The sequence below is a fragment of the Aquimarina sediminis genome, from assembly GCF_002895435.1.
GTDB lineage: Bacteria > Bacteroidota > Bacteroidia > Flavobacteriales > Flavobacteriaceae > Aquimarina > Aquimarina sediminis.
Genome location: NZ_POYJ01000008.1, coordinates 60,600 through 78,604, shown reverse-complemented (window position 1 = coordinate 78,604; position 18,005 = coordinate 60,600). Strand labels below are relative to the sequence as shown.

At 33.0% G+C, this 18,005-nt stretch carries 15 protein-coding genes; 9 read left to right on the top strand and 6 right to left on the bottom strand.

Annotated elements, in window-relative coordinates; genetic code table 11:
- Positions 1-55 precede the first annotated feature (55 nt).
- Positions 56-607, top strand: a complete 552-nt coding sequence (locus C1X07_RS16665; RefSeq protein ID WP_103071171.1) for a carboxymuconolactone decarboxylase family protein — start codon at positions 56-58, stop codon at positions 605-607.
- Positions 608-769: 162 nt separating this feature from the next.
- On the opposite strand, the gene C1X07_RS16660 is transcribed toward C1X07_RS16665, so the two are convergent.
- Together C1X07_RS16660 and C1X07_RS16655 are read right to left on the bottom strand one after the other, a co-directional pair.
- Positions 770-2,539 (bottom strand): porin family protein, encoded by a 1,770-nt coding sequence (locus C1X07_RS16660; RefSeq protein WP_164914183.1) that lies wholly within the window; start codon positions 2,537-2,539, stop codon positions 770-772.
- Between the two features lie 23 nt (positions 2,540-2,562).
- Complete coding sequence (locus tag C1X07_RS16655; RefSeq protein ID WP_103071170.1) at positions 2,563-5,580, bottom strand: tetratricopeptide repeat protein; 3,018 nt, start codon at positions 5,578-5,580, stop codon at positions 2,563-2,565.
- Positions 5,581-5,938: 358 nt separating this feature from the next.
- Here C1X07_RS16655 and C1X07_RS16650 point away from each other — a divergent pair, with 358 nt between their 5' ends.
- Positions 5,939-6,622, top strand: coding sequence for a cell division ATP-binding protein FtsE (locus C1X07_RS16650; protein ID WP_103071169.1), 684 nt, complete (start codon positions 5,939-5,941; stop codon positions 6,620-6,622).
- 32 nt (positions 6,623-6,654) lie between these two features.
- Here the strand turns inward: C1X07_RS16650 and C1X07_RS16645 are convergent, their stop codons facing one another.
- The gene (locus C1X07_RS16645) at positions 6,655-6,993 is read right to left on the bottom strand and encodes a tRNA-binding protein (protein WP_103071168.1); all 339 of its coding nucleotides are present in this window, start codon (positions 6,991-6,993) and stop codon (positions 6,655-6,657) included.
- Positions 6,994-7,464: 471 nt separating this feature from the next.
- Positions 7,465-9,264 (bottom strand): translational GTPase TypA, encoded by a 1,800-nt coding sequence (typA, locus tag C1X07_RS16640; protein ID WP_103071167.1) that lies wholly within the window; start codon positions 9,262-9,264, stop codon positions 7,465-7,467.
- Positions 9,265-9,568: 304 nt separating this feature from the next.
- On the opposite strand from typA, the gene kdsA reads away from it, so the two are divergent.
- Positions 9,569-10,387: a 3-deoxy-8-phosphooctulonate synthase gene (kdsA, locus tag C1X07_RS16635; protein ID WP_103071166.1), complete on the top strand. Its 819-nt coding sequence runs from the start codon at positions 9,569-9,571 to the stop codon at positions 10,385-10,387.
- 362 nt (positions 10,388-10,749) lie between these two features.
- On the opposite strand, the gene C1X07_RS16630 is transcribed toward kdsA, so the two are convergent.
- Both C1X07_RS16630 and C1X07_RS16625 read right to left on the bottom strand, forming a co-directional pair.
- The gene (locus tag C1X07_RS16630) at positions 10,750-11,268 is read right to left on the bottom strand and encodes an ankyrin repeat domain-containing protein (RefSeq protein ID WP_103071165.1); all 519 of its coding nucleotides are present in this window, start codon (positions 11,266-11,268) and stop codon (positions 10,750-10,752) included.
- Positions 11,269-11,384: 116 nt separating this feature from the next.
- On the bottom strand, positions 11,385-12,896 hold the full coding sequence (locus tag C1X07_RS16625; RefSeq protein WP_103071307.1) for a catalase: 1,512 nt from the start codon (positions 12,894-12,896) through the stop codon (positions 11,385-11,387).
- Positions 12,897-13,008: 112 nt separating this feature from the next.
- Here C1X07_RS16625 and C1X07_RS16620 point away from each other — a divergent pair, with 112 nt between their 5' ends.
- The 6 genes from C1X07_RS16620 (at position 13,009) to creD (ending at position 17,945) form a co-directional block, all read left to right on the top strand.
- Entirely contained in the window at positions 13,009-13,938 is a 930-nt protein-coding gene (locus C1X07_RS16620; protein ID WP_164914182.1) for a hydrogen peroxide-inducible genes activator, read from the top strand.
- 141 nt (positions 13,939-14,079) lie between these two features.
- Complete coding sequence (locus tag C1X07_RS16615) at positions 14,080-14,685, top strand: hypothetical protein (protein ID WP_103071163.1); 606 nt, start codon at positions 14,080-14,082, stop codon at positions 14,683-14,685.
- Between the two features lie 99 nt (positions 14,686-14,784).
- A complete protein-coding gene (locus C1X07_RS16610; protein WP_103071162.1) occupies positions 14,785-15,078 on the top strand; it encodes a winged helix-turn-helix domain-containing protein in 294 nt (97 codons plus the stop codon).
- A 53-nt stretch (positions 15,079-15,131) separates the two neighbouring features.
- A complete protein-coding gene (locus C1X07_RS16605; RefSeq protein ID WP_103071161.1) occupies positions 15,132-15,593 on the top strand; it encodes a Coq4 family protein in 462 nt (153 codons plus the stop codon).
- Positions 15,594-15,900: 307 nt separating this feature from the next.
- A complete protein-coding gene (locus C1X07_RS16600; RefSeq protein WP_103071160.1) occupies positions 15,901-16,557 on the top strand; it encodes a DUF1361 domain-containing protein in 657 nt (218 codons plus the stop codon).
- A gap of 32 nt (positions 16,558-16,589) precedes the next feature.
- Complete coding sequence (gene creD, locus C1X07_RS16595; RefSeq protein WP_103071159.1) at positions 16,590-17,945, top strand: cell envelope integrity protein CreD; 1,356 nt, start codon at positions 16,590-16,592, stop codon at positions 17,943-17,945.
- Positions 17,946-18,005 lie beyond the last annotated feature (60 nt).

Below are 18,005 nucleotides of genomic sequence, written 5' to 3'. Positions count from 1 at the left end.
ATAGTTTAATTATATAGAATTTTACAAAACGTATAATCTTTAAACAATTAAAAAAATGTCACAATTCAAGCAAATTGAAATCGAAGAAGCTACAGGAAAAACACAAGAACTTTATACTGCAATAATCAAAACTTTTGGAGGTGTCCCTAATTTATTTAAAATGCTAGGAGATACCCCAAACATTCTAGAAGCCGTATTACTATTAAACTCCAGCACTACATCTGACGGAGGCTTAACATCAAAAGACGTCGAACAAATCGCATTAACAGTATCATCTATCAATGCATGCAATTATTGTGTAGCTACACATGTAGCCGTCGGATCTCAATTCAAAATACCTGAAGAAGAATTAATGAATAATATTAAAGGGATTTCTGATACTCCAAAAATGAGTGCTATTCTAAATTTTACGAAAGAGGTGGTTCTAAATAAAGGTAAGGCAGACCCTAATACAGTTACTAATCTAAAAAAAAATGGAATAGAAAATTCAACAATACTAGAAATACTTACGGTTATAGGGTTGTACACATTCCTCAATTATCTTAACCATCTTACTCAGCCTGTACTTGATTTTCCAGAAGTAAAATATCAACCAATTACACAATAACTATTGAGTAAGGCAAAAATTACATCATACAAAAAGGTATATCCTCTATACTCGTTTAGATTTTTTTGGATTGTAGTGAAAACAATAACATTCTAACCTACCCAAAAAATTTAGGCGAGTACTATTACTAAAGGAGTGTTGTAACCTATCTAGAAACAAAGATCAATAGTCAAATTTATAAGTTACCCCTCCTAAAAACTGTATTCCTTGTACTGGGTAATTTGCCCATCGTTGATAATTCTCTCCTAACAGATTATTTCCCTTTACAAAAAATGAAAGTTGATCACTTAATCGATATCCAAGATTTACATTGGCATCAAAATAAGAATCCAGAGTAACTGTAGATCCAGGAATTCCGGGTAATACAACTACTTGATTATTGATATCTTTTCGTTCACCCACATAAAATAATTGCGCTCCTGCATACCACTGTTTATTTATCTGATAATCTAGCAACACAGATGCCTTAACTTCTGGCAAATTCCATGCTTCTTGTTCATCTTCCGTATTATAATCAAAGTATTCTGCAGATGCACCTAGTTTAAATCTTTTATTGATTTCAAAATTTAACTCTCCATATCCAATAATTGTGGTAATATCATCATATCGATAAGCAAATGAATTACCATAATCATATCCTTCAAACTGAAGTATCGGTCTGGTGTTATTAACAAGCAAAGGTTTTTCATCTTCAGAAACATAGCTACCTCTAAAATTATAGCTTACGACATCAGAGATTTTTCCTTTTATCCCAACATATGCATCATACAAGGTACTAGTAGGTTCTATAATCAAAGTTGGAGATACAAAAGGATTTTTTTGTACCGCTTCTCTATATGTATTTTGTTCTAAATCACCTTCTAACCCTCCATAGGCTATAACCGCCTCTTCTAATAATCTATATGAAGCTGTAATCTTTGGGTAAACAAAGAAATTATTGTCTTCATTCTGGGTATCGATACTATAGTATACTGCCGCTCCCAGATTTAGGGTAAGATTGTCTCTTAATATCACCAAACTTGGGTTTACTCCCAAATTTAAAATACCATACTTATTAGGAGTCTGTGCAGCCAGATCCAGATCTCGGTCGAAACTGCCACTAAGATAGTCGGCGATAAAATTAGTAGTTATCAGATTATCTCCAAGTTCAAACTCGAAGGTAGGCTTTGCTATCACATGATGTTCTACCGAACTCAAAGCATCTCCAAAAAAACGATATTCTAATGATGCTTTCTTAAAATACAGATCATCAAATTGAAGTTTTCCTCCAAGTTTTGCGCCAAAATAGCTTTGTTCCGGGTTAATAGCACTAATTTGCTCTGGTGTTAATAATGGAACCTCTGGTAATCCATACCAATTATACAATTGGTGCTCTACTCCTGCTTCAATACCATATGTATAATCTCTTGTCCTTGATGTGTAATTAGCATCTAAAAACGTATTATAAAATTTATCATCTAATTGCACTTCTTCTATGCCTCCTTGTGATGAATTATGATGTAGGTATAGTCCTAAATTATCAGATCTATTTAGTTGAAAATTACTGTAAAATTCGGCAAGAACAGATGTAAAACTCCCAAATCCCAATGTTGCGTAGTTATCATAAATATCTATTGGTTTTGGTCTATCAATATTAGCTGCCCTACCTTTTGCCGGAGTGTAAGTAGAAGCTACTGGCACCGAAAAAATACTGTAACGCATTTGTTTTTTTTGCAGCGTAACAGAGTCATTAAGAACAGGAGTAGATTTTATCTTAAATGCATCACTTATAGTTGGGGTATACGCCTTAACAATAATCACACGCTCTGTATCTAAAGTTTCTTTTTCTTTTTCCTGAGCAAAGCATATTTGACTTACCATCAAAATAGCGCATCCCAGGAGTACTACTTCAGACCTTACTGGTCTATTCAATTTTCTAAAATATGCAAACATACAATGTGTTTAATAACTGATTACTACTGTTCGGTTTGGATGGATGAATTAGTTTTTGCCTCTTCGGCTTTAATTTTTCTTAATTCGACACGAGCTTCATCAATGACATCTGGATAATCGGTAAAATTTTTGATTACGCTTTCTAAAATATAGGTTGCCTGATATGCATCATCGAGTCCATAAAAGTTTTTAGACATTAGTACTAGCCCTTTAGAACCATATAGTCGATATCCCGAAAAGTCCTTGGATAGCCTCTGTATTGTTTCGTTAGATGCTTTGTAGTCTTCTTCAAGATTTTTGAAATATGCATCATAATATAATGCTTCGGCAGCAAGCTCTCCAGTAGCTATTTTTTGTACTTCAGCATAGGCTTTTTTGGCACGTGTCATATCCGCAGTTTGCAATGCAGCTCTGGCTGTAAAAATTTTAGCATCACTTTTTACCTCTTTTTGAATTTTGGAATTTGCCAAGACTTTATCTGCGTACTCTAAAGTTTTTTGATAATTTACCAGTTGGTAATAGGATTTCATCAAATTAGATTGTGCAAAAATGATGTTTTGTGGATAATCTGCATCACTTTCTAACCGCTCTAATATTGGGATTGCTTTTTCATACAAGCGATCTTCCAGATATACCTGAGACAACCTTGCTAATGCTTGTTCTGTAAATTCTGTTCTTTCCTTTTGTAGTACATATTCATAATGCGGTATGGTAGTTTGTTTATCTCCTTTTTTGAAATATAACTGCGCTAGATGAAAATGACTTTTTAAGGCATGTAATCCATTCGGGAATTCGCTTAAATATTTCTCAAAACCACTAATTGCTGCGTTATCGTTATTTTCTATAAACTGCTTTTCTGCTGCTTCATAAGAAGTATTATCCAGATCTGCATCACTCACATCTACAAAACTTAACCCTCTTACCCAAGTTGCATACTCGTTTGTTCTTCCTAGGTCAACGTAGATAAGCCTAGCCGTGTTTACTGCCTGTATTGCCTCCTCGGTACCGGGATATTCTGCGACGACTTTTTTAAATTTTGATAATGCTCTTTCTCCTTTATTTCCATTATAATAGACTAAACCTTGCTTTAACAATGCTTTTGAGACATACGAACTTCTGGGTATATCTCTAATCAAGCGATCATAGGCATCGATCCCCTTTTGGATTTTGTCCTCTGATATGTATACATCCCCCAGAGCAAACATTGCATCATCCCGATAGGTTGATCGCGGGTATGTTTTTAAAAACATTTCGAGGTCTTTAATCTTTTTATTAGGCTTATTTACAAAACCATAGCTAATTGCTTTTTGATAATGTGCATAATCTGCATCTGGTCCATCTTTTTTGATGGCCTCGTTATATGCTTCCATCGCTGGCCAATATTTTCTGGAAATAAAATGACTATCTCCCAATCTTAAATATGTATCTGCCGTTCTAGTATTATCAATTTCGCTTTTTTTAGAAAATGTATCAAAAAATGTAGCCGCCTGAGGATATTGTTTTAGTTTAAAATAGGCATACCCTATATTATAGTCTATATGTTTAAATTCTTTGGTTGATGATGCTCCCTGACTACCTTGAAATTCTTTAAAACCAATTAACGCTTCATCAAAATTGTTTAGTAGATAATCACTTTCTGCTTTCCAATATATGGTTCTTGCAGTAAATTCTGGATTGACTGATTCTTTAAGGGATTTATCAAAATAACGTATTGCCTCTTGGTAGTTAGCATCATTATACAATTCGATACCTCGATAAAAGGCTACTTTTTGATATACTTCTTTATCTGCAAAGTTTCTACTTCCTTCTAGAAGATCCATTGCCTCTTTATAATTTTTAGAAGTAATATAGGAGCTTATCAACAATTCTTTTATCTCGTCTTCAAATTCGGTATTCGGATATGTGTCTAGATAAGACAGTAATACTTTTGGAGCACTTTCAAAAGAATTTCCTATTTCATAGCTTAATTTTGCATAATTATAGGTTGCATCTTCTTTAATTTTATCCTCAAAATCCATCTCTGAGGCGTTTTTAAATGCATGCAAAGCTTGCTGTTTTTGATCGGTTTTTAGATATGATTCTGCCAGATGGTAGTATGCATTTTGGGCAGTGGCATTGCGACCATCAACAATTTTATTAAACTCAGAAATTGCATTTTGATATTCACCTTGCTTGTAATAGGCGTATCCTAACAGGTAGTAATCTGTATTGTTCCACTTTCCTTTTCGACCTTTGTATTCTTTAAGGTATGGAGCTGCTTTATCATATTGTCCAAGGTTAAAATAGCTTTCTCCTATTATTTTATTTAATTCTGATCTTTCTGAAGGCTTTGATTTTGGTAATTGAACCAATCCTTCATTAATAGCTTCTTGAAAATTTCCAGATTTAAAATTCATATCACTCTGAAAATAGGACAAGTTCTTATTATATTGATCCAAATCTTTTACTTCATCAAAGAGTTTATCTGCTTCCTTATAGTTATCTCCTTCGTAGGCAATAAACCCCAGATAGTATTTTGCTTTGGCGCTATATTCTGGAGAATCTTCAACACGGTTTAAAAATTTCTTTGCTTCATTAAATCGCTGAATTTTAAAATATGCATATCCATTATTAAAATTATACTTTTCTTTTTCTTTTCTTCCCAAATTACTTTCGTCAACTTTATCATACCATTTACGCGCATAAGCATATTTTCCATTATCAAAGTAATAGGTAGCGGCATCGAGATAAGCTGCATTACGCTTAATACTAGTAGGGTACTCTCTTACAAAATTTTCCAAAAGCTGATCTGCTCCTTTTTGGTTTAGCCATACAGCACAATTTGCTATATAATATGTGCAGTCGGCATCAATATTCTCATCATGTGAGGTATTCTTGACTTTATCAAATAGGTTTTGAGCTGCTAAAAACTGCTTATTATTATACAGTTCAAGCGCTTGGTTATACAGCACTAAATCATTGGTATAAATTGCGGATTGCTGTGCAAGCATGTGTGCAGACAGACCAATCACAAAAAGCATCGAAGAGATGTATTTGTTCATTTAACTAAAGTATTACAATCAAAAAGGTAAATATCGTTTCCCGTGGATAAATTTTATGTTAAAGATAGCCTAATCTTCATTTTAATAACGAAATAATTTAGAGATAATTACATTATAATTTTAGAATTGTGAATTCTTTAGGAATATTAAGTCTTTATTCTTTCTATTACCACTGATAAAGGAAAGCACTTTGTTAATCTTTGGCTTTGCTGGCATTAAGAAAGATACAATTAAAATATTTACTCCAATATTAGGTTACTTATTTATAATAAAAAACAAAAACTATTTCTATACCTAATTTTTTTTAACCGAAAACTTTTTACTTTTACGTGATATTATTAATCCAGAATCATAAACTATGTCTAATATGGTATTAAGCCTCAAAAATGCTTCGATCTATCAACGCGAAAATCTAATTCTCTCTGATGTTAATGTAGAAGTAAATAAAGGTGATTTTGTATATCTTATTGGTAAAACTGGTACGGGTAAAAGTAGTTTTATGAAAACTTTATATGGTGATCTTCCGTTATTAGAAGGAGAAGGTAGTATTGTAGACTTTGATCTGCCAACTTTACAAGAAAATCAAATCCCTTTTTTGAGAAGAAAATTGGGTATTGTTTTTCAGGATTTCAAATTACTTAATGACAGAACGGTAAAGGACAATCTTTTGTTTGTATTAAAAGCAACTGGATGGACAGATGAAAAAGGGATGAGCAGCAAGATTGATGATGTGTTGGATAAAGTAGGTATGAAAACCAAAGACTTTAAGTATCCATATCAATTATCTGGAGGTGAACAACAACGTGTAGCTATAGCAAGAGCGCTACTTAATGACCCAGAACTCATATTAGCAGATGAGCCTACAGGAAACTTAGATCCACAAACCTCTGTCGAGGTAATGGAGGTTCTACAGGATATAAATAAAAACGGCAACACTATCCTTATGGCAACTCATGATTATGCTTTATTGCTCAAATACCCTTCCAAAACCTTAAAGTGTGATGGTAGTAAAGTATTTGAAGTAGTGCAAAGAAAAGGGTAGTCGAACAGACATTAAAAATCTGATATAAGCACCTATCCTATTTTCATCCCATTTTTGACTTGTAAATCGGGGGTTAACAAAGTTACTTCTTTATCACCACCTATTGCCCCAAGTATCAAACATTCACTCATCATATTTGCAATTTGTTTGGGAGGAAAATTAACTACTGCAACTACCTGTTTACCAATAAGTTTTTCTGGTAGATACAGTTTTGTTACTTGAGCAGAAGTTTTTCTAAGCCCCAACTCTCCAAAATCTACGATTATTTTATATGCGGGATTCCTGGCTTCTTTAAAAATTTCTACTTCTATTATAGTTCCTACACGCATATCTACTCTTGTAAACTCGTGCCATTGTAAATCTCTATCCATTATTTTTATTTCAAAAATACATTATAACGTCTTAATATTTTTTTTAAGAAATGTTTTTAACTCCATTTATTTCGAATATTGGAGATAAAACCGTAGTAAAACGATGGTTATTTGTGTATTTCATCGTAAATAAATTGTATTTTACCGATATTTTGTTGATTTATACAAGTCTTGAAGAAGGAAAGATTCTTACATTTGTAATATAAAAATAAAGAAACTGAAAACGATATGCCCCCAAAATATTGAATCAGCCCCTTTACCCCAAATCATACCCCAAAATATCGACAGAAAATCCCGAGCTTAGCTCGGGATTTTTCTTTTATACTATCTCATACACTATGATAGTCATTAACTAAAACACTGATTTTTTTCAAACCGGCTATATTTTGTTTTAGTAAAGAAGAAAAATGAAAATAAAAAAAACCGAGAAATATTTTCTCGGTTTTTAACACTTATTATCTTATTCGATCTTTATACGATCTTATTTCTCTTACGTTCTACTTCGGTAAGGAATATTTTTCTTAATCTCAAATGATTTGGAGTTACCTCTACATACTCATCTTTTTGAATATATTCAAGAGCTTCTTCCAATGAAAATTTAATTGCAGGTACAATCTTAGCTTTATCATCAGCACCAGAAGAACGAACATTTGACAGTTTTTTTGTCTTTGTGATATTTACAGTCATATCATCACCTCTAGAATTCTCTCCGATCACTTGTCCTTCATAAATATCTTCTCCCGGATCTACAAAAAACTTACCTCTGTCTTGTAACTTATCAATAGAATATGGTATTGCTGATCCTTTTTCCATAGATACTAAAGATCCATTGATACGCCCAGGAATATCACCTTTAAGAGGTTGGTATTCTTTAAAACGATGCGCCATAATTGCCTCACCAGCAGTCGCAGTTAATAACTGATTACGCAAACCAATTATTCCTCTTGATGGTATCAAAAATTCACACACCATACGATCGCCTTTGGCTTCCATACTAAGCATCTCACCTTTACGCAGTGTTACCATTTCTACAGCTTTTCCTGATACGGTCTCTGGTAAATCAATTGTCAGCTCCTCAATAGGCTCACATTTTACACCATCAATTTCTTTAATGATTACTTGTGGTTGTCCTATCTGTAATTCATACCCTTCTCGACGCATAGTCTCTATCAATACTGATAAATGCAGAACTCCACGCCCAAAAACAAGAAATTTATCTGCACTATCAGTATCATTTACTCTCAGTGCTAAATTTTTCTCCAGTTCTTTTGCCAGTCTTTCTTTTATATGCCTAGAGGTTACAAATTTTCCATCTTTACCAAAGAAAGGAGAATCATTAATTGTAAACAACATGCTCATTGTTGGCTCATCAATAGCGATTGTTTTTAACCCTTCAGGATTCTCAATATCTGCAACGGTATCTCCAATTTCAAAACCTTCTAGTCCAACAAGTGCACATATATCACCTGCTTCTACTTTTTCTACCTTCATTCTTCCTAAACCTTCGAAAGTATGAAGTTCTTTTATTTTTGATTTTTTTATGGATCCATCTCGTTTCACCAAAGAAACCTGCATTCCTTCTGTTAACGTTCCTCTTTGTAAGCGTCCTATAGCAATACGACCTGTAAAAGATGAGAAATCCAATGAAGTAATAAGCATTTGCGGAGTACCTTCTTCTATTTTTGGAGAAGGAATATGCTCGATTACCATATCTAATAATGGTTCAATATTATCTGTTTCTTTCTTCCAGTCTTCACTCATCCAGTTATTCTTAGCAGAACCATATACCGTAGGAAAGTCTAACTGCCATTCTTCTGCACCCAATTCAAACATTAAATCAAATACCTTCTCATGTACTTCATCTGGAGTACAGTTCTCTTTGTCTACTTTATTCACTACCACACATGGCTTTAGACCTAGATCAATCGCTTTTTGTAATACAAATCGAGTTTGAGGCATTGGTCCTTCAAAAGCATCAACAAGAAGTAATACTCCATCTGCCATGTTCAATACACGTTCTACTTCTCCACCAAAATCGGCGTGACCAGGAGTATCAATAATATTGATTTTGGTGTCTTTATAAATTACTGAAACATTTTTTGAGGTAATAGTAATTCCTCTTTCTCGTTCCAGGTCATTATTATCCAAAATCAAATCACCTGTGTTCTCATTTTCACGAAATAATTGACAATGGTACATAATTTTATCTACCAACGTAGTTTTACCGTGATCTACGTGAGCAATTATCGCAATATTTTTAATAGCTGTCATAAACGCCTCATTTTTAAGGCTGCAAAGGTACATTATATTTCGACATGTTGTATATGAAAATTTAATAATTAAAAAAGCTTTGTAATCCCTTAAATAAAACCCTAAGAAAAAGCGCTTTACTACCTTGTCAAGGCTTAATTCTGTAAATCTAGAGATTGTATCATATACATTAATCTAAATATAGTTTTTGATATCGGTAAAGATTGTACTATCATACTTCTCTCCATATTTAACTCACTTTTACTACTATTTCCTTCTTTCAAATCTTAATAACGTCTATCTTTGACGTTTTAAAAAAAATAGTATGAATCTTTCTGAAATCAAAAACTTAAAAAACCTTGACTCTGGTAATTTTTTTCTTCTGGCTGGTCCTTGCGCTATCGAAGGTGAAGAAATGGCATTACGTATAGCAGAAAAAGTTGTTGACATTACTTCAAAACTTAAAATACCGTATGTCTTTAAAGGGTCTTTTAAAAAAGCTAATCGTAGTCGTATCGATAGCTTTACTGGAATAGGAAATGAGAAAGCTCTAAAAATCTTACGCAAAGTTGGTGAAACTTTTGAAATACCTACTGTGACTGATATTCATGAGAATGAAGATGCTGCACTTGCTGCTGAGTATGTGGATATTTTGCAAATACCGGCTTTTTTGGTACGGCAAACAGATCTAGTTGTGGCTGCTGCAAAAACTGGAAAAACTGTAAATCTTAAAAAAGGACAATTCATGAGTCCTGAAGCTATGCAACATGCTGTAAAAAAAGTGCAAGATAGTGGTAATAACAATGCTATGATCACAGATAGAGGAACCATGTTTGGCTATCAGGATATGATTGTTGATTTTAGAGGAATTCCTACTATGAGACAATACGCAACTACTGTTCTTGATGTAACACATTCATTACAACAACCTAATCAATCTAGTGGTGTAACCGGAGGAAGACCAGATATGATAGAAACTATTGCAAGAGCTGGTATTGCCACTGGAGCCGATGGTTTATTTATCGAAACACATTTTGACCCTGCAAATGCCAAAAGTGATGGTGCCAATATGTTAGATCTTCAATATTTAGAGAAATTATTAAGCAATCTTGTAGCAATTAGACAGACTATTATTGGTTTATAGCCCTATTAGAAAAGAACGATTCTAGTTTTTCGATTAGCAATAACTGGAAAACGCAAAACTATCGCCTAAGAAAATGCAGTCCCGATTCTAAAGGTAAAATAACGATTAAGACTAAAAAATAAAGGAGAACCATAACTTTTCTTTTTATAAGCAAAGAGTACTCTGGGAGGTATTTTTGAAATATTTTAATCCCTCCCAGAGTAACAATCTATTTACATCCAAAAATTGCTTGCTCTTTTGTGCTACTGGAACACTATGTCTTAGAGTTGCTACTACAACATTATTGCATTCAGGAATCTTATTAAAAAGGCGTCAATCCGCTTGGTTGTAACCTTGCCAATATCTTATATTAAATTACCAAACTATCGTAGTATCTCTAGCAACTCTCTATTTCCTTGCATACGTGCGTGATCCAATGCTGTATTTCCCCGGTCATCCTTTATCGATAGATCAGCTCCTTGTTTCAACAATTTTTCTACTATATCACCATGTCCAAATGTAGATGCATAAATAAGAGCAGTTGCTCCATTATAATTTCTAATATCAATATTTGCTCCTGCTTCGACCAGCATACGCACCATCTTCAAATCCCCTTTAAAGCAAGCCCCCATAAGAGCAGTATTACCAGATTTATCTTGTGTATCTGTATTTGCATTATGAGAGATCAAAAGACTAACGACATCCATGTGCCCATTATACACTGCCAAAACCAAAGGACTATACCCTTTGTGATCCGTAGTATCAACATTAGCTTTTTTTAGTTTTAATAATTCTGCAATTGCAGTTACATTCCCTTCTCTACTATAATTAAATATATGATTTTGTGCTTCTAATACTTCACAAAGCATCAAAAAACAAAATACGACCAGTATCTTTTTCATAGTTCTTTTTTTGGTATAACATTATGCCAATACTATACCAGCTACAATATCTTTTGGTCTATAATTGTCTTTACTCTAATAGAATTATATTGTAACTGGTACTGCATTGTTCGCGTTTACATAAAATCTTTTTGGGTGAACCCAAGGGCTTTTGCTACTCGCATCCCATAATCTCTATCAGACTTATAGAAATATGTAATCATAATTTTCTGAATACGTTTATTTGTTACTTGCCCTAAATCTCCTGTCAAATTTTTAATTAGATTAACCTTTTCTTGTTCAGATAAAGATCTATAGAAATTGCCAGGTTGTGCAAAATCATTCGTTTTTGTAATTTTTTTATGAATGATCTTAACATTACTTACCGGTGTTTCTGATGGTTTATATTCTGAGTTTTCTTGTAAAGATACTTTAGTGCTGGGTTGATAATTAATATCTGCATCAGGAAACTTAGAATTAGCGGCACTCGAGTAACTATCAGAATTATAATTAACAACTTGTTTTTTTGGCTGATTTACAGCTATTTGTTGATTATTAGGTCCTAATCTATGTCGTTGTGTATCAAAGTAAGAAAATAATCTTCCTTGCAAGAGTTTATCTTCTGAGGCTTCTACTCCAGGAATCAGGTTTCCGGGAGACATCGCAACAGATTCGACTTCTTGAAAATAGTTAACCGGATTTCTATTTAGAGTCATTGTACCAATTTTTACTTTTTCAATTTTATCAGCTGGCCAGTCTTTGGTAGCATCCAAAGGCCAAAAATCAAAACTGTGCAAATTTTCAGGCTTAATCATTTGAACATAAAGATCCCATTGAGGATATTTTTTCTTATCAATATCTCCTCTAAGATCTACTGTAGCATGCTGCCAATCCATAGCTTGTTGCTTTGCAGCTTGCTCTAGATCTAGGTTTTTCTCCCCTTGTTTACTAACCCATGAATATTTTACGTACACTACTTCTCCATTTCTATTTAGCCACTTAAAACCATGAACACTACTTCCATTCATATATTGATATCCTTTTGGAATTCCTAAGTCGGTATACAAGCGTGTAATCATATGTGTTGCCTCTGGAACATTAGCAAAAAAATCAAAAAACCGATTAGGATCTTGTTTATTTGTTACAGGAGAAGGTTTTAAGGAGTGTACCATATCAGGAAACTTAACCGCATCTCTAATAAAAAATATAGGAAGATTATTCCCTACAATATCATAGTTACCTTGTTCTGTATAGAATTTTACAGCAAACCCTCTAGGATCCCTTGCTGTTTCGGGAGAGCCTTTGCCATGAATTACTGTAGAAAAACGAACAACCAAGTCTGTTCGCTTATTGTTTCCTTGAAACAAAGATGCCTTTGTAAATGAAGACATATCTTTGGTACTTTCAAAATACCCAAAAGCACCTGCTCCTCTTGCATGAACTACACGCTCAGGAATTCGTTCCCTATCAAAAGCTGCCAATTTCTCAATTAAATGTATATCCTCTAATAGTACAGGACCATACTCTCCAACGGTTTTAGAATTTTGGTTATCTCCTACAGGAACACCTCCATTAGTGGTCATTATTTGTTGACCGTAAAGAGTGGGCCACAAACCTAAGATAATAACAATTAAGACTATTTTTTTCATGTGTGAAATATTTAAGTTAATACTTAAATACAAAGTAAGTTTAGTTACCATTATTAATCAAATTAATAATATTTATCAATATATTTATAAAATCAATAATCTATGTAAAAAAATGACTCTTCAACAATTAAGATATATTATAGCTCTAGATCATAAGAGACACTATACAAAAGCTGCAGAAGAATGTTTTGTGACTCAGCCTACATTAACCATTCAGGTAAAAAAATTAGAAGAAGAGATTGGCACCACTATATTTGATCGTAACACAATACCACTTACGCCAACTCCCATAGGGAAAATTTTAATTGCTAAAGCAAAAAGTCTTCTCAGAGAAGCCGATGAGTTTAAAGAAATTGCATATAGTAACACCTCTACTCTTACAGGGCAGTATACCTTAGGTATTATACCAACCATTGCCCCTTACTTGTTACCTCTATTTTTAGAGAGTTTTTTGAAAAACAATCCAAACACCAAATTGGTAATAAAGGAAATGCAAACAGATCACGTTATTGATGCTTTACATAATGGAACTTTGGATATAGGTATTGTCTCAACACCTCTTGAAGATAAAATGATTAGAGAAATAAACCTATATCAAGAACCTTTTATGGTATATTGCCAGGATAAAGATGTTTTTAGCTCTTCAGAAATTATAAAACAAGATGACCTTACTCCGGATGACCTTTTGATTTTGGAAGAAGGGCATTGTTTTAGAAATCAAGTACTAAATATATGCAAGGACGACGAAAAACATAAAAACAAAGCTTTTTTGTTTGAAAGTGGATCAATACAAACCATTAAAAATATGGTTAAAGCGGGTCTCGGGTACACCTTGGTTCCTCAATTATCAATCTCCGAAAGTTTTGAAAAAAAACACATAAAACCCTTTGCCTTACCAAAACCAACTCGAGAAGTAAGTATTGTGGTAAATAAAAATTTCACCAAAGAAAAGCTAATTGAAAACTTACTTGTAGAGATCAAAAACAATATCCCAAAACAGGTTAAAGAAATCGACAACTATATCAAAATTCGTTGGAAGTAGTATAAACTTCATATTCCTGTTTTATTCATACATTATAAACTTCTAAAAAACTAAGATTATACTTTTGCAAAGCCCTTCTCCAAATAAAATTTGCATAATTCAGTATTTTGATTTTACTTTGTATTTCAAAGTACTTTTAACATGAGCACAGAAGAATACTTAAAAGACATTACAGAGATTAAGGATATGATGAACAAATCGTCACGATTTTTCTCACTTAGCGGGTTATCAGGAATAATGGCTGGTATTTACGCACTTATTGGCGCCGCAGTAGCTTATTATCTCGTTAGTATTAGTGGTAGAAGCTACCTAATTCTGGATGGTAAAATTTTTAACTACATACTTATAGACCTAGTTTGCGTTGCCTCTCTAAGTATCATTACTGCTATTATTTTAAGTATTAGAAAATCAAAAACAAATAATGAGACACTATGGAACAGTGCTTCCAAAAGATTATTATCTGCCTTTTTGATTCCATTAGTAACCGGTGGCATTTATATCCTTATAAAAATATCCAGCCACCACTATGGTCTTACAGGCTCCCTAATGCTCATTTTTTATGGTCTTGCGTTAGTAAATGCCTCTAAGTATACTATAGGAAATGTGAAATACTTGGGGTATATAGAAATTATATTAGGTTTAGTTTGTGCCATATATCCAGGGTTCGGATTTTGGTTTTGGGTGCTAGGCTTTGGAGTGATGCATATAGTATACGGAAGTTTAATCTATTTTAAACATGACTTATAATACATAAAACATATTGTAACGTATATACTATAAAATAATCTGGTAAATTTAGGGTTTCAACCCAAACCAGATATTGATAAAATCAATTCAGTAAAAAAAATGCACAGCATAATTAACAATATAAATAAAGCTTTTGACCACAGGATTCGCTTAGGGATTATGTCAATACTGATGGTTAATGAATATGCAGATTTTAAAATGCTGAAAGAGCTTCTTGGTGCAACAGACGGTAATCTAGCCAGCCATACCAAGGCTTTAGAAAAAGAAGACTATATAGTGGTCGAAAAATCATTTATTGGAAGAAAACCAAACACAAGATATAGTGTTACGAAAAAAGGAAGAGAAGCTTTTAAAAAGCATGTAGAGGCTATTGAAAAGTTATTAAAGCAGTAGCTATATTTTTTTATCAACTTACTTTGAATTTCAAAGTACTTTTAAAATTTAAAATGAGAGCATTTATTTTAGAAACGATATATAACTGGAGTAAAAAACCATACCAAAGGTGGTTTAAAAAAAATCCGCCCTGGGATATTTCAATAAAAACACTTTTGAAATACCCTAAAGAAACCTTAGGATTTCACTTAGGATGCTTCTTATTACGGAATAATTTTAGTCCTCAACCAAAACTAGAGGATCATGATGTTTTTCATGTATTAACCAATATAGGTATAACTGTTTCAGAAGAGATTGCTATGCAATATTATCTATTAGGAAATGGTAAGCATAGCATATATCAAGTCTCAGTTATTTTTCTTGGCACCCTACTCTATCCAGATAAAATCAAGCTATTCAAAAAATCATACAGAAAAGGAAAGGCCGCTTACCCATTTCATCAATTAGACTATAAAAAACTTTTGCATCAACCTGTTCAAACATTAAAAACCACATTTCTAATTTCATCATTATGAAAACAATACAACCGATACATAAAAACACTGTGATTATGACAGTTATAAACTTCATTACCGGCTTGTTTTTAATAATATCATTTCTCATATCCCAATCACAAATAATTCTGGACATAAGCTTTTTTTACACTCTAATCATGTCTGTTCTAAATGTGATTATGCTTATCGGGCTGATAGGCAACTCCTTTATTCATTACCAATATCATAAAGAAAATCGCACTTCTATGATACTACTAAGTGCAAATTTTCTGGTAACAATTTCATTTATCATAACAATCCTAAACAAAACACTTCAAAACACACTCTCATGATTAATACCATACAAAAACAACTACCTTTTATCAAAGGGTTTATTACTGCGGTAGCTTTTAGTTTACTATTACTATGCACAAGGATTATAAAAACCGACACTTCTTTTTATCTATTCTTAGTCTGGAATTTGTTTTTAGCATGCATACCATATGCCATTGTATTAATACTAAGCCTACGAAAAACCAATCATTTTATCTTCTGGATTGGTTTTATCACCTGGTTAGTTTTTTTACCAAATTCCCCGTATATCCTTACTGATCTTCAGCATATCAAATTAAGTACTTTACAGTCTGTTTGGTTTGATGTTTTACTCATTCTCTCTTTTGCTATCAATGGGATGATCATCGGTTTTGCTTCTTTAAGAATGATGCAAACATTACTATTAGAGCGCTTTTCTGCAAAAATGACTAACATCATAATTTACATAGTTTTACTGCTTTGTGGTTTCGGGATTTATCTTGGAAGAATCCTTAGATGGAATAGCTGGGATATCATACAAAACCCAATTGGTATTCTATCAGACATTGCTAAAAGAATCCTATTTCCTAGTCAACACCTCAACACATGGGGTTTCACTATTGGTTTTGGCATTTTCTTAATCATTACATACAGAATGATCCAATACTATCATATCAAAAAAAACGAAAATTAAAATAATACGAATACTATAAAAATTTTATACATATGGAAACCCAAAAACAAAAAAAGTCCTTTGGACAATGGCTTAAGACATCTATTACTGTTAGAATGCTAATGGTTGGTATACTAATCCTTGTATTATTAATTCCTTTATCATATATCAAAGATTTGATACGAGAACGCTCGTATCGACAAGAAGAGGTTGTAAAAGAGATTAATCAAAAATGGGGAAATGAAGTTTTACTGTATGGACCTGTACTTAAAATCCCATACCAAATACATACATTAAAAAAAACTTGGGATGAAAAAACGAAATCATACTCAGAAGAAGATATCATCACCATAATGCATGCATACTTTTTCCCAAATACATTGGATATCAAAAGCAATATAGAATCAGAGACTTTAGGAAGAAGTATATATGAATCTGTTGTTTATACCGCAGACATGAGTATAAAAGGTTCTTTTACAACTCCTAATTTTGAGACGCAAGACATTAAAGAATCTGATATTCTTTGGAATAAAGCCACTGTAATCATAAACTCCACAAATTTAAAAGGGATACGAAGCAATCTGGAGTTAAAACTAGGAACAGACAATTACCCTTTGCGATCTAGATATACGCAAAACTCATATACAAATACTTTAGAAACCAAATTTCTTAAAGAAAGCTCTTTACCAAAAGAAAATGAAGTCAATTTCAGTCTTGATCTTGTAATTAACGGTAGTGAACAGCTGCGTTTTATCCCTGTTGGTCGTGAGACAAATGTAGCCATGACCTCTAATTGGGCTTCACCAAGTTTTAACGGAAACTACTTACCTGATACCAAAACAAAGGAAATTACCAAAGACGGATTCAAGGCTAACTGGAAAGTTTTGCAGATTAACAGAGAATTCGAACAAGAGTTTTTTGGACAATTACCACATATAGATTCTTCTGCATTTGGTGTAAAACTACTAATCCCGGTAGATGAATACCAAAAAAGTGAACGTGCCGCCAAGTACGGATATCTTGTTATTGCCCTAACCTTTTTAGTATTCTTCTTAATCCAGACCATAAGCAAAATAAACATTCATCCTTTTCAATATTTAATGATTGGTTTGGCACTAACGATGTTTTACACCTTATTGATTTCAATATCCGAACATTCTAGTTTTTTACAAGCCTATATCATTGCAGGTGCAGCGGTAGTATTACTTATCTCTATATATTCTAAAGCAATACTCAAAAGCCTTAAATTCATGGGCTTTATTGCCGCTTCTTTGGCTGCTTTATACACCTTTATATTTGTCATCATACAATTAGAGAGTTATGCACTATTAGTAGGTAGTATTGGACTGTTCTTAATACTAGGAGCCATAATGATGATCTCTCGTAAAATTGATTGGGGGAATGATTGAGAAAAAAGACACCATAACATATCAAGAAAAAATAGTATAAAAAGTGCTGGTTAGTTAGTT